We start from the raw sequence: 26941 nt of genomic DNA on the forward strand, positions 1-26941 counted from the left end.
AACGCCGTAGCGCCGATGGTAGTGTGGGGTCTCCCCATGTGAGAGTAGGACACTGCCAGACATTCAATTAGTCAGAGAAGCCATCCGTCCCCGGATGGCTTTTTTGCGTTTGGGCAAAATCGAAACAATTAACTATAAGTTAATGCACTTTTCCTTGTTCGATACCAATACCTGTTTGCGAACGGATAAACTGATTGCGAAACATTTCCCTTTCCTGCATTCCTTGTGCCGAAGTATCGGTCATTGAAAATAACCAAGCTCCGATAAATGCGATAAACATTGAAAACAGTGCTGGATATTCATAAGGATAAATAGGTTTCTCATGACCAAGAATACTAACCCAGATCGTAGGACCCAGGATCATTAATACAACTGCTGTCAGTAACCCCAACCATCCGCCAACTAACGCTCCACGAGTAGTCAGCTTGCTCCAGTACATTGACAGTAAAATAATGGGGAAATTACAACTTGCAGCAATGGAGAAAGCCAAACCGACCATAAAGGCAATGTTTTGTTTTTCGAATAAAATACCCAAGCCAATAGCAACTAATCCCAAAATAACGACGGTAATTTTTGAGACTTTTAGCTCATCTCGCTCATTAGCTTGTCCCTGTTTAATCACATTGGCATAGAGATCATGGGATACTGCGGAAGCGCCTGCTAATGTTAACCCGGCTACTACAGCTAAAATAGTGGCAAAAGCAACGGCAGAGATAAAACCAAGGAAAAAATCACCGCCAACGGCGTTTGCCAGATGGACAGCAGCCATATTTGTACCACCAATTAATGCACCGGTTGTGTCTTTGAATGCAGGGTTGGCACTGACCAATAAAATTGCACCAAATCCGATAATAAACGTCAGGATATAAAAATAGCCAATAAAGCCCGTTGCATAGAAAACACTTTTACGGGCTTCTTTCGCATCACTGACGGTAAAAAACCGCATGACAATATGGGGCAATCCCGCGGTGCCGAACATCAATGCCAATCCTAAAGAGAGTGCAGAAATAGGATCTGATACCAATCCTCCGGGGCTCATGATGGCAGGCCCAAGAGAATGTACCGCAATGGCCTCTTTAAATAGGGTATGAAAATTAAAATTAACTGCTTTCATGACCATCAGAGCCATGAATGTTGCCCCTGCTAGCAACAGAATTGCTTTAATAATCTGAACCCATGTTGTCGCCAGCATTCCGCCAAATAAGACATAAAGCACCATCAAAATACCGACTAAGACAACAGCGATGTAATAATTTAATCCGAATAGCAACTCGATCAGTTTTCCAGCTCCGACCATCTGAGCTATTAGATATAGCGCAACAACAACTAACGAACCCATTGCGGATAAGATACGGATGGGGCGCTGCTTCAGCCGATAAGAAGCGACATCAGCAAAGGTGTAACGTCCCAAATTTCTTAATCTTTCGGCAATGAGGAAGAGAATAATTGGCCAGCCAACAAGAAAGCCAATGGAATAGATCAGCCCATCATAGCCAGAGGTATAAACTAACGCTGAAATTCCCAGAAACGAGGCGGCTGACATATAGTCACCCGCTATTGCCATACCATTCTGGAATCCAGTAATACGACCACCCGCGGTATAATAATCTGAGCGTGAAATAGTCCGCTTTGAAGCCCAGTAGGTAATACCAAGCGTTAACCCGACGAATAACAGGAACATAATAATTGCCTGAATATTCAAGGGTTGTTTCTCTACATTACCTGAAATGGTATTTGCTTGGGCTAGGATAGGAAAGAGGGAAGAAAATAGTAATACGGTTTTTTTCATTTTCTCACCTCGTTGAGAATAGTTGACGTCAGACGATCAAATTCACCATTCGCCCTGATTACATAAATTCCAGTCAGTATGAAAGATATGAAGATGATCCCCACTCCTACAGGAATTCCCCGTGTCATACTGGTGTTTTCATGAAGTGGTGTCCCAAGCCATTCAGGCGCAAAAGCAATAAGGAAAATAAAACCAACATAAAGCACTAACATAATGATGGATAACAGCCAGGCAAAACGTCCTCGCTTCTTAACTAACTCCTTAAAGCGGGGATTATTTTCAATCTCTTGATAAATGCCGTCACTCATTGGAGTATCTCCTGTTGATTTTAAACGCCACACCTTAAGCCCAGATACGGCTCCGCACTTTTGGTGATACGTTATTTAGGCCGCCTTACGGCGGCACATATGTTTTACGACATATTGATGGATTGTTTTTCTTCCAGCAGTTTTTCAACAACACCCGGATCGGCCAGCGTGGAGGTATCTCCTAAATTGCTAGTATCACCAGAAGCAATTTTGCGCAAAATACGCCGCATAATCTTTCCAGAACGCGTTTTGGGCAGAGAGTCTGTCCAATGAAGGATATCAGGTGTTGCAATTGGGCCGATTTCTTTACGAACCCAATCTCTGACTGCGGTATACAGCTCAGGAGAAGGTTCTTCACCATGCACTAGCGTGACATAGGCGTAAATAGCTTGTCCTTTGATATGATGCGGGATACCCACAACGGCAGCTTCGGCGATTTTGGGGTATGCAACTAAGGCTGATTCAATTTCTGCGGTTCCCAAACGATGGCCTGAAATATTCAGAACATCATCAACACGGCCAGTGATCCAGTAATAGCCATCTTCATCACGTCGAGCACCATCACCACTGAAATACATTCCTTTGAAAGTGGAAAAATAAGTCTGTTCAAAACGCTCATGATCGCCATATAACGTTCGTGCCTGTGCTGGCCAGGAATCAGTGATAACGAGATTGCCTTCACTCACGCCCTCTAAAATTTCACCGGAATTATCAACTAAGGCTGGACTAATACCAAAAAACGGCAGAGTGGCGGAGCCTGCTTTGAGATCGGTAGCGCCTGGTAATGGTGTGATCATGAATCCACCGGTTTCGGTTTGCCACCATGTATCTACAATAGGACATTTACTGTTGCCTATTTTTTGGTAGTACCATTCCCATGCTTCTGGGTTAATGGGCTCGCCCACAGAGCCCATAATGCGCAATGACGTACGTTTAGTGCCTTCTATGGCTTTGTCACCTTCGGCCATTAATGCTCTGATGGCGGTTGGTGCAGTATAAAGAATATTCACTTTATGCTTATCAACCACCTGACAAAGACGGTTAACTTCGGGATAGTTGGGGACACCTTCAAACATTAAAGTCGTGGCACCACAAGACAGAGGCCCATATAGCAGGTAGCTATGCCCTGTTACCCAACCAATGTCGGCTGTACACCAGTAAATTTCCCCTGGTCGGTAATCAAACGTGTATTTAAACGTTAAAGATGCGTAGACTAAATAACCGCCAGTCGTATGCAGGACACCTTTAGGTTTACCGGTAGAGCCTGAAGTATAAAGAATGAATAATGGATCTTCGGCACCTATTTCTTCAGCGGGACACTCAGCACTCACACTTTCGGTCAGTTCGTGCCACCATAAGTCACGATTGTCATTCCAGTTTTTGGTATTTCCGGTACGTCTGAAAACAACCACATTAGTCACACTAGTAACGTCAGAATGGTTCAGCGCCTCATCGACATTTTTTTTCAATGGGATTGTGCGGCCTGCTCGCAAGCCTTCATCTGCGGTAACCACGAGCTTAGCGTTGCAATCGATAACTCGGCCAGCGATGGCATCAGGAGAGAAGCCACCAAAAATGACGGAATGGATCGCTCCGATACGGGCACAGGCCAACATTGCGACGGCGGCTTCTGGCACCATTGGCATATAGATAGCAACAACATCGCCTTTTTTGATCCCCAGTTTTTTCAACACATTAGCAAATTGGCAGACGTCATGATGTAATTCTCGATAGGTAACATGGCGGGATTCTGCGGGATTATCTCCTTCCCATATAATGGCAGTTTGATCACCACGCTCTTGCAAATGGCGATCAAGACAGTTGGCACTTAAGTTCAGGGTGCCATCTTCAAACCAGCGGATGCTGATATGCCCAGGATCGAAAGAGGTATTTTTGACCTTGGTGTAGGGCCTAATCCAGTCAACTACGTTACCTTTTTCACCCCAGAAGCCTTCTGGGTCTTGCAATGACCTTTGATAGTCATGTAGGTACTGTTGCTTGCTTATCAGGGCCGTATCTGCAATATCAGCAGGAATAAGATGCTTGATTATTTGAGTCATATTTTTATCTCCTTGCAATTGTTAATACTATGTCAAAACAAGGTTAACTAAAGTGCAAGAAGAAATTTTGTTTCTTTTTTGCGCGGAAGATCACGCAATAAAGAGAAGGAATTTTATGGAATGATCATTTAATGCTGTCTCTTTAAGCAAGACTAAGTAATGAGTTTATTATTTTAATTGGATTTATATTCTGTTATTTAGGTTTATTATTGATATTTTTATCTATGGGAAGGCATGAAACGTGAATGTATAAAGGAAACCATAGAGATAACATGGAATTGATAATCATTTTCATTATTGTTCAGTTCACTATAATAATCATGTTGTTCACAAGGTGTGAGCTTTATATATTCTAAATTCTAAACAACTGGAGATATGATATGAGCCATTCATTGCCTTCTCTACCTTACTCCTATGATGCGCTAGAGCCTCATTTCGATAAACAAACGATGGAAATTCACCATACTAAACACCATCAAACGTATGTGACTAACACGAATACGGCTCTGGAAGCCTTTCCAGAATTAAGCGAACTTCATATCGATGAACTTATTCAGCAACTTGATAAAATTCCAGCTGATAAACGCACTTTTATTCGTAACAATGCGGGTGGTCACTCAAACCATAGCTTGTTTTGGAAAGGTTTAAAATTAGGCACCGTCTTGGATGGTGTTTTGAAAACTGCGATTGAGCGTGATTTTGGCAGTATTGACAGCTTCAAAGAAAAATTTGAACAAGCGGCAGCAACTCGCTTTGGTTCTGGCTGGGCGTGGTTGGTACTGAAAGAAGATGGCAAACTGGCTGTTGTTTCAACAGCTAATCAGGATAGCCCACTAATGGGTGAAGAAATAGCGGGCGCTTCTGGTTACCCGATTGTGGGTCTGGATGTATGGGAGCACGCTTATTACCTGAAATATCAAAATCGCCGCCCTGATTACATCAAAGCATTTTGGCATGTAGTCAACTGGGATGAAGCAGCAAAACGTTACGAAGAAAAAACGAAATAATCCCTCCTATTATTTTTTTCATAAGAATGCGGGTCATTGCTGTGCCCCGCATTCTTATTGTCTGTAATCTTGGTATTATGCCTGGATAATACGTGTACATCTTCACTAGCTCATTGAGAGGGAATAAAGAATGTATTATCCACAAATATATAGAGGCAAAATATCATCATCAGAAACATTGGGTTTCAGTGCGATCAATAAACTGGTGGTGAATGGTCGTTTACAGCTAACCTCTCTTGGGCTAGAAGGCGATGAACAAGCGGAAACTCGCTTTCATGGCGGCACTGATCGTGCGCTTTGCCATTATCCAGGTGAGCATTACCTATTTTGGAAAAGGCAATTTCCTGAATTGGCGGAATTATTTGCCTCTCCCTTGTTTGGTGAAAATATATCTACAGAAGGCATGACAGAAGATAATGTCTATATTGGTGATATTTTCCACTGGGGTGAAGCTCTGATTCAAGTAACTCAACCACGTTCTCCATGTTATAAACTCAATTTTATTACAAACATCAATGAGTTTGCTGCGATGATGCAAAATAATGGGCGATGTGGTTGGTTATATCGAGTTATCTCTCCTGGTTTGGTCAGTGCTGGTGAACCGATAAAACTGTTAAGCCGTAATAGCGATGTTTCTGTTAAGGAAGCAATTTCCATTGCTTTTCATAACCCATTTGATGAAGAGCTGTATCGTCGTTTAATGGGGGCTGCTGGGCTGTCTGCCAGTTGGAATCTGACGATGCAAAAGCGCATATTGCATGGAAAAATCGAGGATTTTAATCGTCGTTTATTGGGTAATTAATGGAATTTATATGCCAAAGGGGGGGAAATGGATACCCTTTGGCATTGATATAGAATCGGCTGTTACGGATGAGCGATCAAGCCTACCGCTTCATAGACTTTATCCAAGGTTGCCTGAGCGCGAGCCTGAGCCTTGGCCGCACCTTCTGCCATAATTTGGTTAAGTAAAGCTTCATCATTACGGAAATGATGGAAACGTTCCTGTAAGCCTGTCAGCATTTCACTTACCCCATCTGCGACGGCTCCTTTCAAATGGCCGTACATTTTACCTTCAAACTCGGCTTCTAATTCAGGAATAGTTTTACCTGTTACACCAGCGAGGATATCCAGTAAGTTGGAAACGCCGGGTTTGTTTTCCTGATCATAACGCACGCAAGGTGGTTCGTCAGAATCGGTAACCGCGCGTTTAATTTTCTTGGCGACGGATTTAGGGTTTTCCAGCAGCGCAATGACGTTATTGCGGTTATCATCCGATTTCGACATTTTCTTGCTCGGATCTTGCAATGACATCACGCGGGCGCCACCTGTTGGAATGAATGGCTCTGGAACAGTGAAAATATCGCCGTATAAAGCGTTAAAGCGCAGTGCTAAATCACGGGTTAATTCAAGGTGCTGCTTCTGGTCAATACCCACAGGGATCTGATTGGCCTGATAAAGCAAAATATCAGCAGCCATTAGAACCGGATAATCAAACAGGCCAGCATTGATATTTTCTGCATGGCGGGCTGATTTATCCTTGAACTGAGTCATGCGGCTTAGTTCACCGAAATAAGCATAGCAATTTAGCACCCAGCTTAACTGGGAATGTTGTGGAACATGTGACTGAACGAAGATGGTACTTTTCTTTGGATCAATACCACAGGCAAGGTAAAGCGCCAGCGTATCCAGCGTGCGTTTTTTCAGTTCATTGGGATCTTGACGCACGGTAATGGCGTGCTGGTTAACGATGCAATAGATGCAATCGTATTCATCTTGCATTTTAACCCACTGACGTAACGCCCCCATATAGTTACCGATGGTCAATTCACCGGAGGGTTGTGCGCCGCTGAATACAATAGGTTTTTGGGAGTTTGGCTTCATTGCAGTGGGTTCATTCATTTTATTAAGCTTCCTGTATTTTCAAACTGGATAATGGGTTCAAAGTGGATAGTCCAATAGTTGGGAGTAAATCCGAAAAATGGTCCAATACATAATTTGGGTCGCTCGATGCTATCGACTCTCCGTAGTTATAGCCATAGGTTAAGCCAATACACGGGCAACCAGCGGCTTGTGCCGCCAAAATATCATTACGGGAATCGCCAACAAAAAGCAATTCTTCTTTATGCAAACCAAACATCCCCATTGTGAGATAGAGTGGCGCGGGATGAGGCTTTTTCTCTTTAACATCGTCACCGCCGAGTACCAATGAAAAGTATTCACTGATACCTAATGATTCCAGCAATGGAGCAATAAAAGGAGTGGGTTTATTCGTAACAATCGCCATTGGAAAATGGTGTTTTGCCAGTTCTGCCAACGTCTCTTTTACCTGGGGAAACAGTTGGCTGCCTGTGGTTATACTAGTTTCATAAAATTTATCAAACAGCTTGCGCGTTTCGCTATGCGATTCGGCAGACAGTTCTGCTCCAGCCCACTTTAATGCGCGTTCAACCATGACATCAGCACCATTGCCTATCCAGATGGCGACGCGTTCTTTGCCCGCCGCGGGTAAGCCTTTGGCCATCAGAGCCTGATCCAAAGCATCCGCCAGACCGCCAGCACTGTCCACCAGAGTGCCATCCAAATCAAATGCAATGGCACGAATTCCTTTTACGACGTCATTTTTCATGATGCTACCTTCGATAATTTGCGGCGCATCTCATCAATAACCGCTTTATAATCTGGCTGACTGAAAATAGCAGAGCCGGCAACGAACATATCTGCGCCAGCTTGAGCTGCCTCAGCAATATTATTGGGTTTGATACCCCCATCAACTTCGAGACGGATATCATATCCGCTGTCATCAATGATTTTACGTACCTGACGCAGTTTTTTCAGTGTTTCTGGAATGAAAGACTGGCCACCGAAACCTGGGTTAACAGACATCAATAGAATCACATCCAACTTATCTAATACATAATCAAGATAGCTAAGCGGGGTTGCTGGATTGAAGACCAAGCCCGCTTTGCAGCCATGTTCCTTGATAAGTTGCAGTGTGCGATCGAGATGCTCACTCGCTTCAGGATGGAAAGTGATATAAGTTGCACCAGCCTTGGCAAAATCAGGAATAATGCGATCAACAGGTTTTACCATTAGGTGAACATCAATTGGCGCAGTAATGCCATAGTTGCGCAGTGCCTGGCAGACCATTGGACCAATCGTCAAATTTGGCACGTAATGGTTATCCATGACATCAAAGTGCACAACATCAGCGCCTGCTGCCAAAACCTTAGCGGTATCTTCACCTAATCGGGCAAAATCTGCGGATAGAATGGATGGGGCAATCAGAAAGTCTTTCTTCATTGTTATCTTCTCCAATTCATTGTTTTATCCCCCGTTATTTCAGGGGCTGGAAACCTCAATCACTCCTGGCAGTATAACGCCAAAAGTTCATCAACTTTACTGCGGGCAAGAATATTTCTGCTTATTGTCCGGCGGGCTTTAACAATGTAAAGGGAAGCATGATGATACCATTCCCGTGTCATCGGTGTGTCATGGTTAGATATGAGTACCGGAATGCCTTTTTGAGACGAGATATGATAGGCGATATTCGCCAGATTTTCCTGATCGAGAAGGTTAAAACTATTTGTATGATAGGCGGTAAAATTAGCCGTAGCCGAAAGTGGGGCATACGGGGGATCACAATAAACCACCGAACCCTTTGAGGCATTGTTTAATGCTATTTCGTAATGTTGGCTGATGAACGTGGCTTTTTGGGATTTTTCTGCAAACCAGTAAAGCTCATTTTCAGGAAAATAAGGCTTTTTATAGCGGCCAAAAGGCACGTTAAATTCACCTCGTGAATTATAGCGACAAAGCCCGTTATAGCAGTGGCGGTTCAGGTAAAGAAACAGCATACTGCGGCGAAAGGGATCTTTGCTTTTGTTGAACTCTTCTCTCAGGCGATAGAAGTTTTCGGCAGTGTTGAACTCCGATGAAAATAATGGACGGACATGATTAATAAACTCATCCGCGCGAGATTTTACGGCATTATACAGATTGATCAGATCGCTATTGATATCTGACAAAATGTAAGAATCATAATCGGTATTGAGAAATACCGAGCCTGCGCCAACAAATGGCTCAATCAAGCAATCGCCCTCTGGCAGATGACGTTTAATATCATCTACCAAGGGGTATTTTCCACCGGCCCATTTTAAGAAAGCGCGTTTTTTTTTCATGCCGTCAAATTAGTTATTCAATAATTTCAGAGCCGCAGATTGTACTCTGTTTAGGACAGCATATCAGCGCCTAATCAAAATAGTTTTATTTTTTCAGATCTTGCTGAACTTGTTGTAGTTTTCTGACCCAAGGCTTTTTAGACTGAACTTCAGCAGGCAGTGAGGAAATGGCCCTTTTAGCATCAGAAACAGAACCGTAATTACCGTGGATCAAGATAAACCATGTTTTGCCATCGCGTTTAGTTTCATAAACCTTGTAATTGGTAAGGTTATTTTTTCTCGCGAAGGCGCTTAAGGTATCAGAACGGCCGGCACTACTCAATTGTAGTGTGAATCGATTTGCGGGTGCATTCAGCAGATTACCACCCGCATCGGCGACATGCTTTTTATTGGTCTGATGTTGACTAGCTGCTTTGGAGTGATTGTCTTCTCTGGTCTTATTTTCTATTTTGGGTGGCACAACCTTCTCTGGTTTGCTTGGCTCAACAGGTGATGTTACCGTTGGTTTAGCGGGTTTGGCCAGCGGTTGTGTCAGATTGTTTTGTACAGAATGATTGATGGTGCTTTGTTGTTGATTCAAAGCATCAGAAATATCACCAGGTAACTCTATACGCTGGTTGTAGCCACCCGTTCCAGTTTCGCGAGGAAGATCTTTGCTTGGTGTACTATTAATGGGTGGCGGGCTGATTTCACGTGCGCCATGAGTTGCTGGTTCTGACGGATTTTCTTGCTCGCTGCCAAGGGAATTGGTAGAAAGTGAAGAAGAACCAGAAAGGTTAATACTCTTTTCCGCTGCATTTTGCTGTGATTGTTGTTTTTCATGCTCAGTGGGTGATTTCAATGCAGAGCTGATAGCAATAATCAGAAGCAAAAGTACCAGAATACCAACACCGATCATTATTTGTTGGCGGGATATTGCGAGCTTCGGTTGATTGAATTGGCTTCTGGAGCGCTGAGGATTGCGATCAGAAGTATCAGGCTTTAATTCACTTTCTGTTTTTTGTTTGTTTTCTGATTTTAATTCGTCCACATGCCCTCCTAACAGAGATAGTTCTGCCAATTGTTATTGAAGAGGTTTGGCAGTCTGACCTAACTAAAACCGATGATGCTTTATTTGATAATCTCGCTATTGTATAGCATAACAGCTAGAGGATAATTCATCATTCAGCTTTTATTATCAGCGCAAATTTTGCCATATCCAGAAATTCCCTTCATCTTCCAAATTTCAGCCTGGCAGTAAAATTCACTGCCAGAGCAATAAGTTGGAATTAATTAGAGAGTAAGTGTATCTAGCGGGGGGATGGCTGGGATAGATGAACGGCATCCAATATAACTTCTTTCCCAATATCAGAACGAAGTTTTGCTTCCCCAATGGCTGTCGGTAATACCAGATGCAGTTTCCCGGCAGAAACTTTTTTGTCACGCATCATATGAGGTAAATAGGCATCAGGGGACATTGCCTCAGGGCCATTGACAGGTAATTTTGCTCGTTCTAGCAAGCGGATGATACGTTGGGTGTCCTGTTTTGCGAATGTGCCGACAAGTTCAGATGTTCTGGCCGCCATCACCATACCCGCAGAAACAGCATGACCATGCAGCCAGACGCCATAACCCATTTCAGCCTCAATTGCATGTCCAAAGGTATGACCAAGGTTTAACAGTGCTCGCATTCCACTGCGTTCTTGTTCATCAGCTGCGACAACCAACGCTTTGAGTTCGCAGCAACGACGGATGCAATAAGCCATTGCCTGATTGTCGAGAGCCAGTAATTTCTCAATATTATCTTCAAGCCAGCTAAAGAATTCGCCATCCAGAATAATGCCGTATTTAATCACTTCAGCCAGACCTGAATATAACTCTTGAGCAGGTAATGTTTTCAGGCAATTGAGATCGACAATAACCGAAGCTGGCTGGTAGAAAGCGCCTATCATATTTTTGCCGAGGGGGTGGTTGACTCCTGTTTTTCCACCGACGGAAGAGTCAACCTGAGAGAGCAGCGTGGTGGGTACTTGGATGAAACGAACACCGCGTTGATAGCTAGCTGCGGCAAACCCCGTCATATCACCGATTACACCACCACCAAGGGCGATAAGGGTTGTGTCACGACCATGATTATTTTCCAGCAAGGCGGAAAAAATGTCATTGAGCACAAAAAGTGATTTGTGCTGTTCACCGTCAGGCAAGATAACTTCATTTACCCGAAGATCCATTCTCTGCAATGTGGATTTCACCTGTTCGAGATACAGGGGAGCAAGCGTCTCATTGGTCACTATCATGACCCGTTGACCTGCTTGCAGGGGCTTGAATGCCTCACTGTCAGAAAATAGCCCTTCGGCTATGGTAATTGGATAGCTTCTTTCACCTAACGTAACAGTCACTTGTTCCATATCAGCTTTCGCCTTATCGTTTGCCGCCGTGCGGACTCGCTATAATCAGTTTTTTTCCAATAATTCAATGATTTGGTTAGCGACGACTTTGGCGCTTTGCTCATCTGTGCGAATAGTCACGTCAGCAATTTCCTCATAAAGAGGATTGCGCTCATCAGCCAAATTCTCTAAAACTTCTCGTGCTGGTGCATCAACTTGAAGTAAAGGGCGTTTTTTATCGCGCTGGGTACGAGCCAACTGTTTTTCGATGGTTGTTTCTAAATAGACGACCACACCACGGGCAGACAGGCGATTGCGGGTTTCTTTTGATTTAACAGAACCCCCTCCAGTAGCCAATACGATGCCTTGTTTTTCAGTCAGTTCGTTAATTATTTTTTCTTCGCGATCGCGGAAGCCTTCTTCGCCTTCCACATCAAATACCCAGCCCACGTCAGCTCCGGTACGTCGCTCAATTTCTTGATCAGAGTCGTAAAACTCCATATTGAGTTGCTGAGCTAACTGACGACCAATAGTGCTTTTGCCGGCACCCATAGGCCCAACCAGAAAGATATTGCGTTTCTCTGCCATGTTTTTGGTATTACTAAGACTGTTTGTTAATGATAACCCGCCCCGCCAATCAGATTAGCCACGGGACCTAAACTGAAACCTCATGAGTGATAATGTGAGATCAGATAGGAAAATTATCTCAGCACATCAGCCTGTATTGCAACTATATAAATTTCGCACGAACTGAATCATTGGGTTCATGCTTTTGCTGGCCGATTGAGAGCCTATTGTATTTACCTTCCATCCTACAACTTGCTGTTTTGCTGCAATTTGCCATCTATTGGGTATAAACTCTTGCTTGCGATATTAGATCTGCTCACTCAATTAGTTAATCCTTGTATGCTAAATTACTCTCAGCGTCAAATCCATAAACAGGCCAGACCAAGAAAAACGGTAGGCGTTTTGACAGAAAAAACACAATTATGTTATTAATTAATTGATTTTTATATTATATTTTTCATTGGTTAAATATCGGTCAGTTGAGGCGTAATAAAAATTACGAGTTCCCGGCGGCTATGTTGTTCTCCTTTTTGGTTAAATAATGCCCCCAATAGGGGAAGATCTGACAAATAAGGAACTTTTTGTAAACTGGCGGTTTTTTTCTGTTGAAAGATCCCTCCGAGAATCAAGGTCTCCCCATTTCTAATGGTAACTTGGGTTATTATCTCTTGTTTATCAATGGACAAATTTTCATTTCCTCCCTGGTTGATGGGAAAACCGGGCGCATTCTGACTAATTTTCAGCGCGAGCCGGATTTTTCCCTGCCTTAAAATATGGGGAGTCACTTCCATGCCCAATACTGCCTCTTTAAATTGAACGGTAGTTTTGTCCTTGTCCTGAACGATATAGGGAATATCGGACCCTTGCTTGATACTGGCTGTTTGCTGGTGTGACGCTGTGAGCCGTGGGCTGGCGATGATATCAAGCTGGTTTTCCTGCTCTAGTGCACTGAGTTCCAGCTCTAGTAAGTTTGCATGAATGCGGGCGGTATTCAGTACCAACCTATGGCGTTGGTTGCCAGCGGGTTGATGTAGATTTAAGCGGTTTAGACCTAGTGATTGATTATGTGGATCGGCGTTTACTCCCCAGTGAATTCCCAATTCATGCAAGGCTTCCTGACTGCTGGTAACAATATGGGCAGTGATCTGTACTTGTTGCTGTGGGGTATCGACTTCTTTCAGCCAGTTTTTAATACGGGTAATGGCATCAAATTTATCTTCCAGAATCAGGCTGTTGGTTAAGGGATCGTGTTCAACCTTTCCCCATTTTGTCAGTAATGCAGGGTGATTTTGCTGTAATTGTTCTGCCACTTGCCCTGCATCGGCGTATTGCAAAGTAATCGCCTGATATTCGATCTCTTGTTCTTGCTCATTTTGTTCTGCTGGAGAAAAGTCAGCTGCATTCTCGATTATCGGAGGCTGGAACGGATCTCTTATTGCCATTTCAAAATTTGGCTCTCCTCCGGTAAAACCGAATAGGGGGAATAAGAGGCAGATTAGGAGAATCAAAGGATATCGGTTCATGATTTCTCCTCATCTGAAAACACCATGCGAACCATTAGGTTATCATCGGCAGGTGTAATTGTGATGTGCTTGATTAATAACGGTGGCTGCAATTTTTGAATTTCATTTAAGAAATGGAGAAATTGACCGTAATTTAGCGACAGCATGATATGCCAGAAAACGTGTTCATTTTCTTTGTGGATTTTCCACTCCATTAGCTGACTGCCGGAGTGGGTTAGTGGTATATGCAGTTGTTTGAGTATGGTCGTATTATTTTTTGAGGATGAAAGATGGCCGTTTTGAGCAAAGTTTGTGGTCATATGCTGGATCTGCTGTTGCGTTTCAGGCAGAGATGGCAGTTCAGTAAGCTTTTGCCGAGATAGAACCACATTGTGTTGCTGCTGCTTAATATTGCTCTGGAGGGTATGAATTTCATACCGATTTTTCTGCCAGATTAAAAAATAGAACCCCAACAGCAATGAGATGATGAGCAATTGCTGCAAGACAAGCTGTTGCCAGACAGGCCGATAAAACCATTCCAGATAATTATTTCTCATCGGACTCTCCCATCAACCAATTTGCATCAATGGTAAAAACCTTGAAATGATCTTCTGTCGTGGTCATTTTTCTTAGTTGCACATTGATAAGCGAAGTATCGTCAGTCAGGTTATCCAACAAATTGGAGATATCGGTATAGTTTTGACTGCGGGCGGTAAAAATTAATTGTCCACTGTCGTCACTAAATGCAGTCAGCCAACTATTCTCTGGTAATAAATGAGGAAGTTGACGAAATAGTTGTAAATAACGTTGATTCTGTTCCATGAATAGGCGTTTTTTCCGTAATTGTTGTGACAATTGTTGATACTGTTGCACGGCTTGGTTTGTTGTGCTGATACTTTGTTGTAATTGAGCCAATTGGTGAGTCATTTCCGTTAATTGTCCGCGATATTGTCTCATCTGGTTTGTTTGTAGCGTAGAAATAAACACCAATACTGCTGTCCACAACGTAAGTTGTAAGCAAAGTAATGCTCCCCATGTTTGGCACTGGCGTTTCAGCCTTTTCTGCCGCCAGGGTAAGAAATTGACTTGATGCATCATTGATCACTCGGCCTGATCGCTAAACCTGCGGCAATAATGAACGCATTCGTTTTATCTGGCAGCGGGGGATGATAATGACGGAATGCCATTAAGAGTTGCCAGATATTGGCCGATTTTGTTGATACTGATGTCGATTGCTCTTCATCGCTGTAATAAATTGCATAATCTTCGGTTTCTGGCGTCATGGGGAGCTGGTTGATGATCTGAGCCAGATGGGAATCCGGTTGTGAAGTTATCAGGCCATAACCGAAAGGTCGGTTAGCAGGGGCCACCCATAGCCAATCTGTCATACGTTTGTGGACCAACCAACTGTCGTCAGGCACTCCCGCAAGTTTGGCGACATAACGCAATGCACAGGGTGCAATATCAATGGCATCAAGGGATAAATTGATCTCCGCGAACAGATGCAGCCAGAGGTTGAGATCTTTTCGACGGGTTGCACTAATGCAAATCTGCTGACCGTGAACACGATAATCCAACGCCAGGTCACTGGCAGGAAATTGTTTTTCAGCATTGGCGTGCACAAACCAGCCAAGTTCCGGCTCCTGCAAAGCAGTATGGTCAGGCAAGGCGATCTGGCGCTGTAAGGTTTGCTGAACAGGGAGGGCTAATCTTACGCTAAGATTCTTAGGTAATATTTTTCGCCATTGCATTAAAATGTGGAGTAATTTTTCAGGATTTTGTAGCCGTCCTCCTGAACTAATCTCGCTGGATAAGTGATATTGCCAGCAATGCCGAAGTTGCCAACCGTCACGGCGTTTAATGGCGGCAAGAGCGCGAATGTAATGATCTTGGACATCCAATCCGATATACCATTTAGGTGGATACATATAGAGATCTCCTTATCTACTATCAACGAAAACATCAAATTAATGAAAACCTAATGAGACATGAAAGCGGGATTGGTAAAAGTGATATCTATTATTGTACATATAGTGTTGTACAACCTTTATACTAATCCCTTTATACTAAGCCTTTTATACTACGTACTGATCGTTTATAAACTGCCCGATTAACATGGCGTGAGAAATTTCAGGTGAAGTTCATAAAGTATTTTTTGATCCTTATTGTTGTTTGCATTTTATTGGGAGTTGCCTCGATTTTTGGTTTGTACAAATATATCGAGCCACAGCTTCCTGATGTTGCGACGCTAAAGGATGTCCGGTTACAAACACCGATGCAGGTGTACAGTGCTGATGGCGAATTAATAGCCCAATATGGTGAAAAACGCCGTTTACCCCTTACCTTGTCAGAAATCCCTCCCCTAATGGAGAAAGCCTTTATTGCCACGGAAGATAGTCGTTTTTATGAACACCACGGTGTTGATCCTATCGGGGTTATCCGTGCTGTTTCTGTGGTAATGACTTCTGGTCATGCTTCCCAAGGGGCGAGTACCATCACTCAGCAGCTTGCGCGAAACTTTTTTCTTAGCAGAGAGAAGACATTGATACGTAAAGCGAAAGAGGCATTTTTGGCGATTAAGATCGAACAATTATTAACTAAGGATGAAATCCTGGAGTTGTATCTCAACAAGATCTATCTCGGCTATCGTGCTTATGGTGTTGGTGCTGCGGCTCATGTCTATTTTGGCAAGGACGTCAACGAGTTGACATTAGGTGAGATGGCGATGATCGCCGGTTTGCCGAAGGCGCCTTCAACGTTTAACCCACTTTATTCTTATGATCGCGCGATCAGCCGCCGCAATGTGGTACTGGGAAGGATGCTGGAAGAGGGATATATCACTCGGCGTCAGTATGATGAAGCCAGAGAAGAAAAATTGGTTGCCCGTTATCATGCGCCACAAATCGTTTTTTCTGCGCCTTATCTGACAGAAATGGCTCGTCAGGAAATGATCAATCGATATGGTGAAAATGCCTATACAGATGGTTATAAGGTCTATACCACTATCACGCGCAAAACTCAGTTAGCGGCTGTGAACGCGGTTCGTTCTAATGTGATTGACTATGATGTCCGTCACGGTTACCGCGGTCCTCAGGAAGTGTTGTGGAAAGCCAATCAGCCAGCATGGAGCCAAACGCAAGTTATCGATAAGCTGAAAACCTTGCCTAAATATGGTCCTCTGGTACCGGCCATTGTGACACAATCCAGTACTCACCAGGCACAAGTGGTGCTGGTGGATGGTAGCAAAGTTGAGTTGACAATGGCAGGTGTGCGCTGGGCACGTCCATTTAAAACCGACAGCTTACAAGGCGCTGTACCACGTGGTGTCAATGAGGTCATTCGGGCAGGCGAACAAATTTGGATCAGAAAAGTTAATGATACCTGGTGGTTGGCTCAACTTCCTGACGTTAATGCGGCGCTGGTTTCCATCAATCCGATGAATGGTGCGATAGAAGCGTTGGTCGGTGGATTTGATTTTGAATTGAGTAAATTTAACCGTGTGACACAATCATTGCGTCAGGTCGGTTCCAATATCAAGCCATTCCTGTATACCGCTGCAATGGATAAGGGGCTGACATTGTCTTCATTACTGAATGATGCACCAATCAGCCGTTGGGATGCTGGAGCTGGAACGGATTGGCGTCCGAAAAACTCACCACCGACTTACGATGGTCCAATTCGCTTGCGTCAGGGGTTAGGGCAATCCAAAAACGTAGTAATGGTTCGAGCCATGCGTGCGATGGGAGTTGATTATGCGGCTGATTACTTAAAGCGCTTTGGTTTACCGGGTGAAAACGTTGTACGCACAGAATCTTTGGCTCTGGGTTCCCCTTCATTTACCCCACTACAGTTAGTACGCGGTTATGCCGTAATGGCAAATGGTGGTTACTTGGTTGATCCTTACTTCATCAGCAAAATTGAAAATGATGAAGGGAAAGTGTTGTTTGAAGCGAAACCTAAACTTGCTTGTCCACAATGTGAAAACATTCCGGTGATTTATGGTGAAACAGCACGTTCCATCGAATTATCTGAAGATTCCATTGAGAACGTGGCGCATTCTGATGTTCCGCAAAATCCAGCTTTACCGCCTCAACCGGAGTTAGAAAGTATATCGGGAAATGTTCATGTGGATGATCAACAGTATGCTCCCCACGTTATCAGTACACCGTTGGCGTTCCTTATTCATGATGCCTTAAATACCAATATCTTTGGTGAGCCAGGTTGGATGGGAACGGGCTGGCGTGCTGCCCGTGATTTGAAGCGCCGTGATATTGGTGGCAAAACCGGGACGACCAATAGCTCAAAAGATGCGTGGTTCTCCGGTTATGGCCCAGATATGGTGGCAACAGCCTGGATTGGCTTTGATGAACATAGCCGAAGTTTGGGACGTACTCCGGCATTAAAAGGTGAAGGCGGAGCGAAAACGGCTCAGCCAATTTGGGATGATTTTATGAAGGCCGCGTTGGAAGGGGTGCCTGAGAAATTCATGGAACCTCCTGCTGGTATTGTGTCTGTCACGATTGATCGGGCAACGGGTAAGCTACCTAACGGTGGGGGCAATACCCGTAAAGAATATTTCATTGATGGCACTCAGCCGACGGAATATGCCGTACCTGATGTGGGTACGACAGTCACTGAAAATGGTGAAAGCCGTGAATTATTCTGATTGATCTTCCTGCAATCAAAATAACGGAAATAAAAAGGCTTTGTCAGGGAACTGACGGGGCCTTTTGTTATTTACTGGGGAAGATGATTATGATGCGAATTAATTTTGAACGTGTAGTTAATTTGTGTATTTATTATTTTTAATAAACTGAATTATTTTTCATAAATATCATTAAAATTATTACATGGATCAAATTAAACCTTACTCTGTTTAGGTGTTTATTCTTTATCTCCGTATTTTACTTAAAACGAGTATAAAATGGGTATTGGGATATCAATTGCATACTCGTTTTTAAAGAATGCATTAATTAATGTTTCCCATTATTTTTTTGCTTGCAGGTATCGTTGAGCAAAAAATAAGGCACTGACATTTCTGGCTTCGTTGAAATCGGGATGCTCCAATAGTGACATCATGTCAGAGATTGGCCAGCGTTTCTGCACGAGTGGTTCGGGTTCATCTCCTTTCAAACATTCTGGATAAAGATCATGCGCAATCATGATATTCATCTTGCTGGAAAAATAGGACGGTGCCATTGTCAATTTGGTCAATAGCTCCAATTTTCCTGCGCCGAAACCAATTTCTTCCTTCAATTCACGATTGGCGGCTTCAAAAATACTCTCGCCAGCATCAATGGCACCTTTTGGAAAACCTAATTCATATTGTTCGATGCCGACTGCATATTCGTGAATCAGAATTAATTCATCCCCGATAATTGGAATAATTAGAACTGCTTCACGATTTGCCGGTTTCATTCGTTCATAAACGCGTTTTACACCATTACTAAATTCAAGATCAACAGATTGAATATTGAATAAGCGCGAGCGGGCAACGTCATTTATATTCAGAATCTTAGGTTTTTTCAGATCAATCATGCTTGCCCCTGATGGTTATCATATACCGGATAATTAAAAATAATAATGCGCCAAATCACTTAAATATTACTGTATTTTTTAAGTGTTGTGATGAAATGGTTACGCATTCAAGCTTTGCTTTAATATGGCGGATTATGTTAGTAAATGATAGCGATTATCGCTTGAATGTATTTTTGTTGCTATCTTACTCACTCTTACAAAAAGACGTTAGTTTATGGAAAGGTATGAGAAAAATTATATAACCTTTTGTAAATAAAATTAAAAATAGAAGACAAGAATAGGAATAGCCTGATTTTGAGTGTTTCATGAGATTGTTATTCTGCTGATCTCTGTACTGTTGTTATGAGCATGGGGAAAAAATGAGCTTATTGGTCATTATATTGGCTATTTTTATCATTAGCCTGATTATAATGGCTTCCTTTCTGATTTTCAGATGGAGGCGGCTTGGTAACGCGTGTTATCTACAGTCAATGACTAAAACTGCCAGCCGTAAACTGGATACGGATGAATACCAAGCCATAGAATCTTACTTGCGAAATGCCCGTCTTCTGATGAAACCAAATAGTAGACACAGGGCTGATTATCCGGTATTGCCTGTTAAACATGATGATATCTATACCATCACGCATCCTATTAGCCGTTTTTCTACAGCAACGGATGGGGAGCATCGTTGGCGCTATTACCTTGGGGAAACAGAAATACATTTACCTGTGTTGCTTGAGCCATTTATCAAGCAGCAAAATACGATTGAGATTGTTAAAACCACATCAATGCCGCTTGTCATCGCGATTAATGGCCACTTTCTGAAACATTATCAACAAGATCTGTCCATCTCGAGAGTAACGGCAAAAACCGAACAGGCCTCCATTCAAAAAAATGGCAATTCGAGTGCTAAGTTACTGCATATCCGCAAAGAGACATTAGAAGAATATCGTTTGCGGAAATCAACGGGCATTCAGGGAAGCATCCTGATGTGTGTTGGTTTATCGCTGTGGTTTGTGGCTCTTTTTGTGCCCATTCCGATGTTGCCGTGGTTAATGCTGGTGGCGTTTTTGTTTATTTTAGGCAGTTTTTGGTCACATTTTCGATTGCCCTCTAGTCGAAAATTAGTCAATATCCATTGTTTCACTGGCATTCCGAAACGATGGGGAATATTTAGCGAATTTGAGCCGGAGCAAAGAAAGAATATCTCTCTGGGCGGCATTGATCTGGTTTATCCCGTACATTGGGAGCCTTATATTTCCCATGATCTTGATCAGAATACCGATATTGACATATACACCAACTGCCATGTTGTGCGGCAGGGGCGCTATCTCTCTTTGCATGAAGAAGAGAAGCACTATCCTTATCAGCGTAGTAGAAAGAATGTGTTGTTGGTGGTTTTCTCTGTATTTGTCATGCTGTTGCTTTACTTTTACCCGCCGGTGAACTTATCCATGCGGCTTAGTTTTGCCTGGTTATATGGTAGTAATACCAAGGTCATTACCAGCTTCCATGAGCTACAAGATATGCCGTTGAAGGAAGGGGATGTATTAAAGGTCAAAGGTGTTGGGATGTGCTATGTTCCCCCCAATATCATGCCCAAAGCGAATATTACAATATTCGCACCATTTGATTGTGTGGGTATCTATTGGAATAATGAAATTCCATTACCTATGCTGGAATCTGAAGTTGTCGAAAGTGCTTCAGCATTGATTACAGCGGTTGGTGAGCAATTACATCCAGTTGAACGTAAAAGTAATCCTAACCTGAATGCAGCCATTGCCAAATCAGGCATGACCATGCTCGATAATTTTTCACAAATCATTTTGAAAACACAAAAGTTGTGCCAGAACGATGCTGATTGTGACCGTTTGAAAAATGCATTGGTCAATTTGGGAAATGCCAAAAATTGGGACAAATTGTTAAAAGCCGCTGAAAGCGGCAAGCTGGACGGAACTAAGGTATTGCTGCGTTCTGTCAGTGCCGATGCGTTGGAAAAACTGATTGATTCTACTACGGCATCATTTATCTATCGCGAGATCGATAGAATGATCATTCTTATCAACAGTCCATCTCCGGGAGGCGTTTTATTGCTGAGTGATGAGGGGAAAACCTTAGTTGAATACCCGATGCGAACACACTACATATACGAACACTCAGCTTTAGATCGGTGGCGGGAATTACAGGGGCTTTTAGAACTGTTGATGAAGACACCATTTGAAACAGAGGGGATTGTGACAAAATTGTCAGAAGATCCCAATGGGACTCGCCATATCATGTTGCATCGTGAACCGGATTCCACGTCGGTTATTCGTTATCTGGGAAGTTGTCTGCTGCTGGCGATCTTGCTGGTAACGTTGATCGTCAACGTCATATTGATTATCAAGAAAAAGCAGAAGAACCGACGGCGTATCCAACATATTACCCAATACTACGATAACTGTTTTAATGGGAGAAATATCCATGCAGAATTCAGACACTGATCAGGTTGTTCGCCTTGATAAATGGCTGTGGGCTGCCCGTTTTTATAAAACCCGTTCCATCGCGCGTGAAATGATTGAAGGGGGAAAAGTTCATTATAATGGGCAACGGAGTAAGCCGAGTAAGCTGGTTGAATTGAATGCAGAGATTAAACTGCGTCAGGGAAATGATGAAAAAACGGTGATCGTCTTGGCATTGTGCAGTCATAGACGGAGTGCTACCGAAGCCCAGCAGCTTTATCAGGAAACGGCGGAGAGCGTTATCAATCGGGAAAAAATGGCATTGGCTCGTAAAATGAATGCGCTCACGATGCCGCATCCCGATCGCCGTCCAGATAAAAAAGAACGGCGTACACTAATAAAATTCAAGAACGCAAAATTAAATGAGTCGGAAAATACTTAATCGATTTTAAATTGCATCCAATAAAAACGGGCAATTTGAAAGACAAAGGGGACAACCGTCTCAGTGAAATGAGAGAGATTTATGACCAAGCATGACCAATTACACCGCTTTTTATTTGAAAGCCATTCTGTCAGGGGGGAACTTGTTTCCGTTAGTGAAGCTTACCAACGGATGCTGGAGAATCATCATTTTCCCCAACCGGTACAGCAGCTATTGGGTGAATTGTTGGTCGCAACCAGCCTGTTAACCGCTACCTTGAAATTCAATGGGGATATCACGGTACAGATCCAGGGGGATGGGCCGGTCAAACTGGCGGTGATTAATGGTAACAACCTGCAACAGATGCGTGGCACGGCTCGCATTGATGGTGAAGTGCATGCCACAAGTAGCCTGCACGATATGATCGGCAATGGTTATATGGTCATTACAGTGACACCAACAGCAGGTGAGCGTTATCAAGGCGTTGTGGCGCTGGAAGGCAATACGTTGGCAGAGTGTTTGGATGCATACTTCAAACAGTCAGAGCAGTTACCAACTCGCCTGTTTATCCGTACTGGGGTGCAGGATGGAAAAATAGCAGCAGGTGGTATGTTATTGCAGATCTTGCCTGGGGCACAGGAAGGCAGCGAAGAGATGCTTGACCATTTGGTGCAACTGACTGCAACCATTAAGGGTGAAGAGTTGTTTACGCTGGATGCGAAAGAAATTTTGCATCGCCTTTATCATGAAGAAGATGTCACGCTATATGAGCCTCAGCAAGTGGAATTCCGTTGCACCTGCTCCCAGCAACGTTGTGCTGATACTCTGGTGACATTATCGGAAGCCGATCTACAGGAAATTTTGCACAACGATGGCAAAATTGACATGCAATGTGAATTTTGCGGCATGCATTATGTTTTCGACGAGAAAGATATCAACGAAATAAAAGCTACAAAAACAGAGCGGTTGCACTAATTAGGTTTCATAGGGCGTTATATACCTGTCTCTTCTACACAAATCCCTCGATTGAATCGAGGGATTTTTTTGAACCTTTTTCTACCTAGCTGATCTCAATAAGAAATACTACGTTGAGGTCACGTATGATGTTTTCAACAGATGCTGAGCAATGGGCAAAAGAAACTTTTCAATATGCTGATTTAGGGGATAGTCGCCGCACTAAGCGCCTGATCAAACTGACTTCTTCTCTTGCCAATCATTTAGGACTGTCTCTCGTGCAATCTTTAAAATCCCCTGCGGATATCGAAGCTGCTTATCGCTTCGCTCGCAATCAAGCCATTAATCCTCAAGCTATCGCAGAAGCTGGCTTTGTCGCCACCGCTGAGCAGGTTAAGCACTATGATTGCCTGCTCGCACTTGAAGATACGACCTCGCTGGAATTTACCCACTCTACGGTTCGAGATGAGATGGGGCACACCACATCCAATAAGCGTTCCAGAGGGATGCATGCGCATTCCGTTCTGCTCTTTGCGCCTGATAAGCAACAGGTCGTTGGGCTTATTGAGCAGACTCGTTGGACCAGAGACCTCCAAGCTTACGGGCAAAGTCAACATCATGCGAGCAGAGCTTACAAAGACAAAGAAAGCTATAAATGGGAACGGGCTTCACGCGCAATGGAAACCCGCCTCGGTGCTGGCATGCGGAAAGTTATCTCGGTCTGTGACCGAGAAGCGGATATTATTGAGTATCTGACCTACAAGGTCTCAAATCATCAGCGCTTTGTCGTTCGCTCTATGCAAAGCCGTTGCATAGAAGAAAGTCCCGACAAGCTTTGCTGTGAAATGCTCCTGAGTCCGCTAGCGTGGAAATTACTGTGGTCAAAGCAAAACAAATCGAAGCCACCGAAGAAAGCCCCAAGCCTCTACTGGGCCTATATTAACCTCGGCAAGCTTGCAGGTTGGTACGATTCAAAACGTAATGGTCGAGTAGGATGGGAAAGATTATGGGAAGGATGGTTCATATTACAAACCATCCTGGAGGGTTACCTGCTTGTACAGTCTCTTGAGCTAGAGATGTGATCAAGAGACAGGTTATATACGCCCTTTTTATTACGAATGATTCTGCCATTCCGTGTTCTGTGTCTCATATAAACTTAAAAAAAATAATGTGATTTCAATTTTTTGATAACAATCGCTGTTAATTAGTCATAATTATTTATTATCCCCACAGAGATAAAGTATAACCGACCAGGAGCAACAAATGAGCGTTACAGGCATTACTGAGCAGGAACTTGCGGTTTATGGTATTCACGGTGTTAGTGAAATTGTTTATAACCCAAGTTATGAACTGTTATTCTCTGAAGAAACTCAACCCACGTTACAAGGGTATGAGCGTGGCACATTGACTAACCTTGGTGCTGTCGCGGTAGATACAGGTATTTTCACGGGGCGTTCACCGAAAGATAAATATATTGTCCGCGATGAAGTGACCCGCGACACCGTATGGTGGGCTGATCAGGGCAAAGGAAAGAACGATAATAAACCGCTCAGTCAGGAAACCTGGTCTCATCTAAAAGGTTTGGTTACTCAGCAGCTGTCAGGCAAACGTTTGTTTGTGGTTGATGCTTTTTGCGGAGCCAATGCGGATACGCGTTTGAAAGTGCGTTTTATTACTGAAGTGGCGTGGCAGGCACATTTTGTGAAAAATATGTTTATCCGCCCGTCAGACCAAGAATTAATTGGCTTCACACCTGATTTTATTGTGATGAACGGCGCTAAATGCACCAACCCACAATGGAAAGAGCAGGGGCTGAATTCTGAAAACTTTGTTGCTTTTAACCTGACAGAGCGTATGCAGTTGATCGGTGGTACCTGGTACGGTGGTGAAATGAAAAAAGGGATGTTCTCAATGATGAACTACCTGTTACCACTAAAAGGTATTGCTTCTATGCACTGTTCCGCCAACGTGGGTGAAGCGGGAGATGTCGCTATTTTCTTTGGTCTTTCTGGGACAGGGAAAACCACGCTTTCCACTGATCCGAAACGTAAGTTAATCGGTGATGATGAACATGGCTGGGACGATGACGGCGTGTTTAACTTTGAAGGTGGCTGCTACGCGAAAACTATCAATTTGTCCAAAGAGGCTGAGCCGGATATCTATCACGCTATTCGCCGTGATGCCCTGTTGGAAAACGTCACTGTACTGGCGGATGGTACGGTTGATTTCAACGATGGTTCCAAAACAGAAAATACCCGTGTTTCTTACCCGATTTACCATATTGAAAATATCGTTAAACCGATCTCAAAAGCAGGGCACGCAACCAAGGTTATTTTCCTGACCGCAGATGCTTTCGGTGTACTGCCTCCGGTTTCCCGTTTGACTCCAGAACAAACCCAATATCATTTCCTGTCTGGCTTCACGGCAAAATTGGCGGGCACTGAGCGCGGTGTGACAGAGCCTACACCTACTTTCTCTGCTTGCTTTGGCGCGGCATTCCTGTCACTGCATCCGACGCAATATGCGGAAGTTCTGGTTAAACGTATGCAGTCATCGGGCGCGAAAGCCTATCTGGTTAATACTGGCTGGAATGGCACGGGTAAGCGTATTTCCATCAAAGATACCCGCGCGATTATTGATGCGATTCTCAGTGGTGATATTGAAGATGTGGATACCATTCAACTGCCGATTTTTGATTTGGCCGTACCAACGACCTTGCCGGGCGTAGATACCCACATTTTGGATCCACGCAATACCTATGTCGATAAATCCGAATGGGATGTGAAGGCAAAAGATCTGGCTCAGCGCTTTATTGATAACTTCGATAAATATACGGATACCGCTGCGGGTGCTGCATTGGTGAAAGCAGGTCCTAAACTGTAATGTAATTTTAAGTTTTCGATCAAAGAACTCTATTCGGTTGGGTAGAGTTCTTTTTCGAGACTCAACATCAGTTGGGTGGTAAATCAAACAGTAAGATCTCACTGTCTTGGTTTGCAGTGAGCTGAAGATGGGATTCATCCCAAATAGCAACACCATCGTTGGTGATAGCTCGTGCTCCATTGATTATCACTTCACCACGAACGACCTGAATCCAGATGTTTCGTGTTTTTTCCATGTTATATTCACCCTCTTCGCTGTTTTTTAATGTCCAACGCCATAATGTCATATTCTGAAAAACTTTTAGGGAACCAGCACGGGCATCAGGAGAGAGAATTAATTGGCGACCTTCGGTCGTATCAAAACGGTGTTGTTCATAACGGGGAGTGAGTCCTGTTTTTTCTGGCATGATCCAGATCTGGTAAAGGTGCAGTTGGCTATCATGCTGTGGGTTATATTCTGAGTGACGGATGCCTGTTCCTGCACTCATAATCTGGAATTCTCCCGCAGACACTTGCCCTTTATTCCCCATGCTGTCTTGATGTTCCACCGTTCCAGACAGCACATAGGTCAATATTTCCATATCCTTGTGAGGATGCATACCGAATCCCTGACCCGCGTCAATCACATCTTCGTTAATGACCCTGAGAGCAGAAAATCCCATGAAATTTGCATCATAATAGTTGGCGAATGAAAAAGTGTGCCAACTGTCCAGCCAGCCGTGATTGGCATGGCCCCGTTCTGAAGCTTGGCGTAAGTAGATCATTGCAAAACCCTTCAAAGTTTTTTTATAGTTTAGTTGAAGGAATGAAATAGAAAAGACGGGAAATTTAATCTTAAATGTCAAAATATTTGAACAAAAATAAGCATAGCATATTGACTATTTACATAGGGATATATCTTTTACATATTTATTAGGGGCCATCCATGATGATTTATCACATGTAA

General features: G+C 43.5%; 25 protein-coding genes. 8 read left to right on the forward strand and 17 right to left on the reverse strand.

The window, feature by feature from the left end:
• Positions 1 to 139 precede the first annotated feature (139 nt).
• The 3 genes from actP to acs form a co-directional block, all read right to left on the reverse strand.
• Positions 140 to 1789 (reverse strand): cation/acetate symporter ActP, encoded by a 1650-nt coding sequence (gene actP, locus IQ209_RS15895; RefSeq protein WP_193852210.1) that lies wholly within the window; start codon positions 1787 to 1789, stop codon positions 140 to 142.
• Entirely contained in the window at positions 1786 to 2097 is a 312-nt protein-coding gene (locus IQ209_RS15900; protein WP_193852211.1) for a DUF485 domain-containing protein, read from the reverse strand. The genes actP and IQ209_RS15900 overlap by 4 nt, the downstream gene beginning before the upstream one ends.
• Before the next feature lie 104 nt (positions 2098 to 2201).
• On the reverse strand, positions 2202 to 4157 hold the full coding sequence (gene acs, locus IQ209_RS15905) for an acetate--CoA ligase (protein WP_193852212.1): 1956 nt from the start codon (positions 4155 to 4157) through the stop codon (positions 2202 to 2204).
• A 380-nt stretch (positions 4158 to 4537) separates the two neighbouring features.
• Here acs and sodA point away from each other — a divergent pair, with 380 nt between their 5' ends.
• The gene (gene sodA / locus IQ209_RS15910) at positions 4538 to 5164 is read left to right on the forward strand and encodes a superoxide dismutase [Mn] (RefSeq protein WP_193852213.1); all 627 of its coding nucleotides are present in this window, start codon (positions 4538 to 4540) and stop codon (positions 5162 to 5164) included.
• A gap of 130 nt (positions 5165 to 5294) precedes the next feature.
• Positions 5295 to 5966 carry a 6-hydroxyaminopurine reductase gene (gene yiiM / locus IQ209_RS15915; protein ID WP_193852214.1) on the forward strand — a complete coding sequence of 224 codons (672 nt, stop codon included), beginning with the start codon at positions 5295 to 5297 and terminating at the stop codon, positions 5964 to 5966.
• Positions 5967 to 6028: 62 nt separating this feature from the next.
• Here yiiM and trpS read toward each other — a convergent pair whose 3' ends face one another.
• From trpS to pilM, 11 genes are all read right to left on the reverse strand, one after another.
• Complete coding sequence (trpS, locus tag IQ209_RS15920; protein WP_193852215.1) at positions 6029 to 7063, reverse strand: tryptophan--tRNA ligase; 1035 nt, start codon at positions 7061 to 7063, stop codon at positions 6029 to 6031.
• A gap of 4 nt (positions 7064 to 7067) precedes the next feature.
• Complete coding sequence (locus IQ209_RS15925) at positions 7068 to 7790, reverse strand: phosphoglycolate phosphatase (RefSeq protein WP_193852216.1); 723 nt, start codon at positions 7788 to 7790, stop codon at positions 7068 to 7070.
• Positions 7787 to 8464 carry a ribulose-phosphate 3-epimerase gene (gene rpe / locus IQ209_RS15930; protein ID WP_193852217.1) on the reverse strand — a complete coding sequence of 226 codons (678 nt, stop codon included), beginning with the start codon at positions 8462 to 8464 and terminating at the stop codon, positions 7787 to 7789. The genes IQ209_RS15925 and rpe overlap by 4 nt, the downstream gene beginning before the upstream one ends.
• Positions 8465 to 8523: 59 nt before the next feature.
• A complete protein-coding gene (gene dam, locus IQ209_RS15935; protein WP_193852218.1) occupies positions 8524 to 9342 on the reverse strand; it encodes an adenine-specific DNA-methyltransferase in 819 nt (272 codons plus the stop codon).
• An 85-nt stretch (positions 9343 to 9427) separates the two neighbouring features.
• Complete coding sequence (locus tag IQ209_RS15940) at positions 9428 to 10372, reverse strand: SPOR domain-containing protein (RefSeq protein ID WP_193852219.1); 945 nt, start codon at positions 10370 to 10372, stop codon at positions 9428 to 9430.
• A 259-nt stretch (positions 10373 to 10631) separates the two neighbouring features.
• The gene (aroB, locus tag IQ209_RS15945) at positions 10632 to 11729 is read right to left on the reverse strand and encodes a 3-dehydroquinate synthase (RefSeq protein ID WP_193852220.1); all 1098 of its coding nucleotides are present in this window, start codon (positions 11727 to 11729) and stop codon (positions 10632 to 10634) included.
• A 45-nt stretch (positions 11730 to 11774) separates the two neighbouring features.
• Entirely contained in the window at positions 11775 to 12296 is a 522-nt protein-coding gene (aroK, locus tag IQ209_RS15950) for a shikimate kinase AroK (protein ID WP_038237472.1), read from the reverse strand.
• 443 nt (positions 12297 to 12739) lie between these two features.
• On the reverse strand, positions 12740 to 13798 hold the full coding sequence (locus IQ209_RS15955) for a secretin N-terminal domain-containing protein (protein ID WP_193852221.1): 1059 nt from the start codon (positions 13796 to 13798) through the stop codon (positions 12740 to 12742).
• Positions 13795 to 14334, reverse strand: a complete 540-nt coding sequence (locus tag IQ209_RS15960) for a hypothetical protein (protein ID WP_193852222.1) — start codon at positions 14332 to 14334, stop codon at positions 13795 to 13797. Before IQ209_RS15960 ends, IQ209_RS15955 begins: the two co-directional genes overlap by 4 nt.
• Positions 14324 to 14875 carry a PilN domain-containing protein gene (locus IQ209_RS15965; RefSeq protein WP_193852223.1) on the reverse strand — a complete coding sequence of 184 codons (552 nt, stop codon included), beginning with the start codon at positions 14873 to 14875 and terminating at the stop codon, positions 14324 to 14326. Before IQ209_RS15965 ends, IQ209_RS15960 begins: the two co-directional genes overlap by 11 nt.
• A complete protein-coding gene (gene pilM / locus IQ209_RS15970; protein WP_193852224.1) occupies positions 14872 to 15705 on the reverse strand; it encodes a type IV pilus biogenesis protein PilM in 834 nt (277 codons plus the stop codon). The genes IQ209_RS15965 and pilM overlap by 4 nt, the downstream gene beginning before the upstream one ends.
• A 206-nt stretch (positions 15706 to 15911) precedes the next feature.
• Here pilM and mrcA point away from each other — a divergent pair, with 206 nt between their 5' ends.
• On the forward strand, positions 15912 to 18443 hold the full coding sequence (mrcA, locus tag IQ209_RS15975) for a peptidoglycan glycosyltransferase/peptidoglycan DD-transpeptidase MrcA (RefSeq protein ID WP_193852225.1): 2532 nt from the start codon (positions 15912 to 15914) through the stop codon (positions 18441 to 18443).
• 320 nt (positions 18444 to 18763) lie between these two features.
• Here the strand turns inward: mrcA and nudE are convergent, their stop codons facing one another.
• Positions 18764 to 19315, reverse strand: a complete 552-nt coding sequence (gene nudE, locus IQ209_RS15980; RefSeq protein ID WP_193852226.1) for an ADP compounds hydrolase NudE — start codon at positions 19313 to 19315, stop codon at positions 18764 to 18766.
• A 410-nt stretch (positions 19316 to 19725) separates the two neighbouring features.
• Here nudE and IQ209_RS15985 point away from each other — a divergent pair, with 410 nt between their 5' ends.
• The 5 genes from IQ209_RS15985 to pckA all read left to right on the forward strand — a co-directional run bounded on the left by IQ209_RS15985 (position 19726) and on the right by pckA (position 25996).
• Positions 19726 to 21780 carry an IgaA/UmoB family intracellular growth attenuator gene (locus IQ209_RS15985; protein ID WP_255528805.1) on the forward strand — a complete coding sequence of 685 codons (2055 nt, stop codon included), beginning with the start codon at positions 19726 to 19728 and terminating at the stop codon, positions 21778 to 21780.
• On the forward strand, positions 21761 to 22180 hold the full coding sequence (gene hslR / locus IQ209_RS15990) for a ribosome-associated heat shock protein Hsp15 (RefSeq protein WP_193852228.1): 420 nt from the start codon (positions 21761 to 21763) through the stop codon (positions 22178 to 22180). The genes IQ209_RS15985 and hslR overlap by 20 nt, the downstream gene beginning before the upstream one ends.
• Positions 22181 to 22261: 81 nt before the next feature.
• Positions 22262 to 23134 (forward strand): Hsp33 family molecular chaperone HslO, encoded by an 873-nt coding sequence (hslO, locus tag IQ209_RS15995; protein ID WP_193852229.1) that lies wholly within the window; start codon positions 22262 to 22264, stop codon positions 23132 to 23134.
• A gap of 128 nt (positions 23135 to 23262) precedes the next feature.
• Complete coding sequence (locus IQ209_RS16000) at positions 23263 to 24195, forward strand: IS4 family transposase (protein ID WP_193852232.1); 933 nt, start codon at positions 23263 to 23265, stop codon at positions 24193 to 24195.
• 181 nt (positions 24196 to 24376) lie between these two features.
• Positions 24377 to 25996: a phosphoenolpyruvate carboxykinase (ATP) gene (gene pckA / locus IQ209_RS16005; protein ID WP_193852230.1), complete on the forward strand. Its 1620-nt coding sequence runs from the start codon at positions 24377 to 24379 to the stop codon at positions 25994 to 25996.
• A gap of 67 nt (positions 25997 to 26063) precedes the next feature.
• On the opposite strand, the gene IQ209_RS16010 is transcribed toward pckA, so the two are convergent.
• The gene (locus tag IQ209_RS16010) at positions 26064 to 26759 is read right to left on the reverse strand and encodes a pirin family protein (protein ID WP_193852231.1); all 696 of its coding nucleotides are present in this window, start codon (positions 26757 to 26759) and stop codon (positions 26064 to 26066) included.
• Positions 26760 to 26873: 114 nt separating this feature from the next.
• Positions 26874 to 26941, reverse strand: a 68-nt coding sequence (locus tag IQ209_RS18805) for a DUF1240 domain-containing protein (RefSeq protein ID WP_193852233.1), incomplete at its 5' end; no start/stop codon positions are given.

The sequence above is a fragment of the Xenorhabdus sp. BG5 genome (assembly GCF_015163665.1).
GTDB lineage: Bacteria > Pseudomonadota > Gammaproteobacteria > Enterobacterales > Enterobacteriaceae > Xenorhabdus.

What these genes read in the sequence shown, in the direction of transcription:
- aroK (WP_038237472.1), bottom strand. Translation starts at nt 12,296, where the DNA reads ATGGCAGAGAAACGCAATATCTTTCTGGTTGGGCCTATGGGTGCCGGC.
- IQ209_RS15965 (WP_193852223.1), bottom strand. Translation starts at nt 14,875, where the DNA reads ATGATGCATCAAGTCAATTTCTTACCCTGGCGGCAGAAAAGGCTGAAA.
- sodA (WP_193852213.1), top strand. Translation starts at nt 4,538, where the DNA reads ATGAGCCATTCATTGCCTTCTCTACCTTACTCCTATGATGCGCTAGAG.
- IQ209_RS15900 (WP_193852211.1), bottom strand. Translation starts at nt 2,097, where the DNA reads ATGAGTGACGGCATTTATCAAGAGATTGAAAATAATCCCCGCTTTAAG.
- acs (WP_193852212.1), bottom strand. Translation starts at nt 4,157, where the DNA reads ATGACTCAAATAATCAAGCATCTTATTCCTGCTGATATTGCAGATACG.
- IQ209_RS15925 (WP_193852216.1), bottom strand. Translation starts at nt 7,790, where the DNA reads ATGAAAAATGACGTCGTAAAAGGAATTCGTGCCATTGCATTTGATTTG.
- rpe (WP_193852217.1), bottom strand. Translation starts at nt 8,464, where the DNA reads ATGAAGAAAGACTTTCTGATTGCCCCATCCATTCTATCCGCAGATTTT.
- nudE (WP_193852226.1), bottom strand. Translation starts at nt 19,315, where the DNA reads ATGATTGATCTGAAAAAACCTAAGATTCTGAATATAAATGACGTTGCC.
- hslR (WP_193852228.1), top strand. Translation starts at nt 21,761, where the DNA reads ATGCAGAATTCAGACACTGATCAGGTTGTTCGCCTTGATAAATGGCTG.
- trpS (WP_193852215.1), bottom strand. Translation starts at nt 7,063, where the DNA reads ATGAATGAACCCACTGCAATGAAGCCAAACTCCCAAAAACCTATTGTA.
- dam (WP_193852218.1), bottom strand. Translation starts at nt 9,342, where the DNA reads ATGAAAAAAAAACGCGCTTTCTTAAAATGGGCCGGTGGAAAATACCCC.
- IQ209_RS15955 (WP_193852221.1), bottom strand. Translation starts at nt 13,798, where the DNA reads ATGAACCGATATCCTTTGATTCTCCTAATCTGCCTCTTATTCCCCCTA.
- aroB (WP_193852220.1), bottom strand. Translation starts at nt 11,729, where the DNA reads ATGGAACAAGTGACTGTTACGTTAGGTGAAAGAAGCTATCCAATTACC.
- actP (WP_193852210.1), bottom strand. Translation starts at nt 1,789, where the DNA reads ATGAAAAAAACCGTATTACTATTTTCTTCCCTCTTTCCTATCCTAGCC.
- pilM (WP_193852224.1), bottom strand. Translation starts at nt 15,705, where the DNA reads ATGTATCCACCTAAATGGTATATCGGATTGGATGTCCAAGATCATTAC.
- IQ209_RS15985 (WP_255528805.1), top strand. Translation starts at nt 19,726, where the DNA reads ATGGCTTCCTTTCTGATTTTCAGATGGAGGCGGCTTGGTAACGCGTGT.
- IQ209_RS16010 (WP_193852231.1), bottom strand. Translation starts at nt 26,759, where the DNA reads ATGATCTACTTACGCCAAGCTTCAGAACGGGGCCATGCCAATCACGGC.
- IQ209_RS16000 (WP_193852232.1), top strand. Translation starts at nt 23,263, where the DNA reads ATGTTTTCAACAGATGCTGAGCAATGGGCAAAAGAAACTTTTCAATAT.
- pckA (WP_193852230.1), top strand. Translation starts at nt 24,377, where the DNA reads ATGAGCGTTACAGGCATTACTGAGCAGGAACTTGCGGTTTATGGTATT.
- hslO (WP_193852229.1), top strand. Translation starts at nt 22,262, where the DNA reads ATGACCAAGCATGACCAATTACACCGCTTTTTATTTGAAAGCCATTCT.
- yiiM (WP_193852214.1), top strand. Translation starts at nt 5,295, where the DNA reads ATGTATTATCCACAAATATATAGAGGCAAAATATCATCATCAGAAACA.
- IQ209_RS15960 (WP_193852222.1), bottom strand. Translation starts at nt 14,334, where the DNA reads ATGAGAAATAATTATCTGGAATGGTTTTATCGGCCTGTCTGGCAACAG.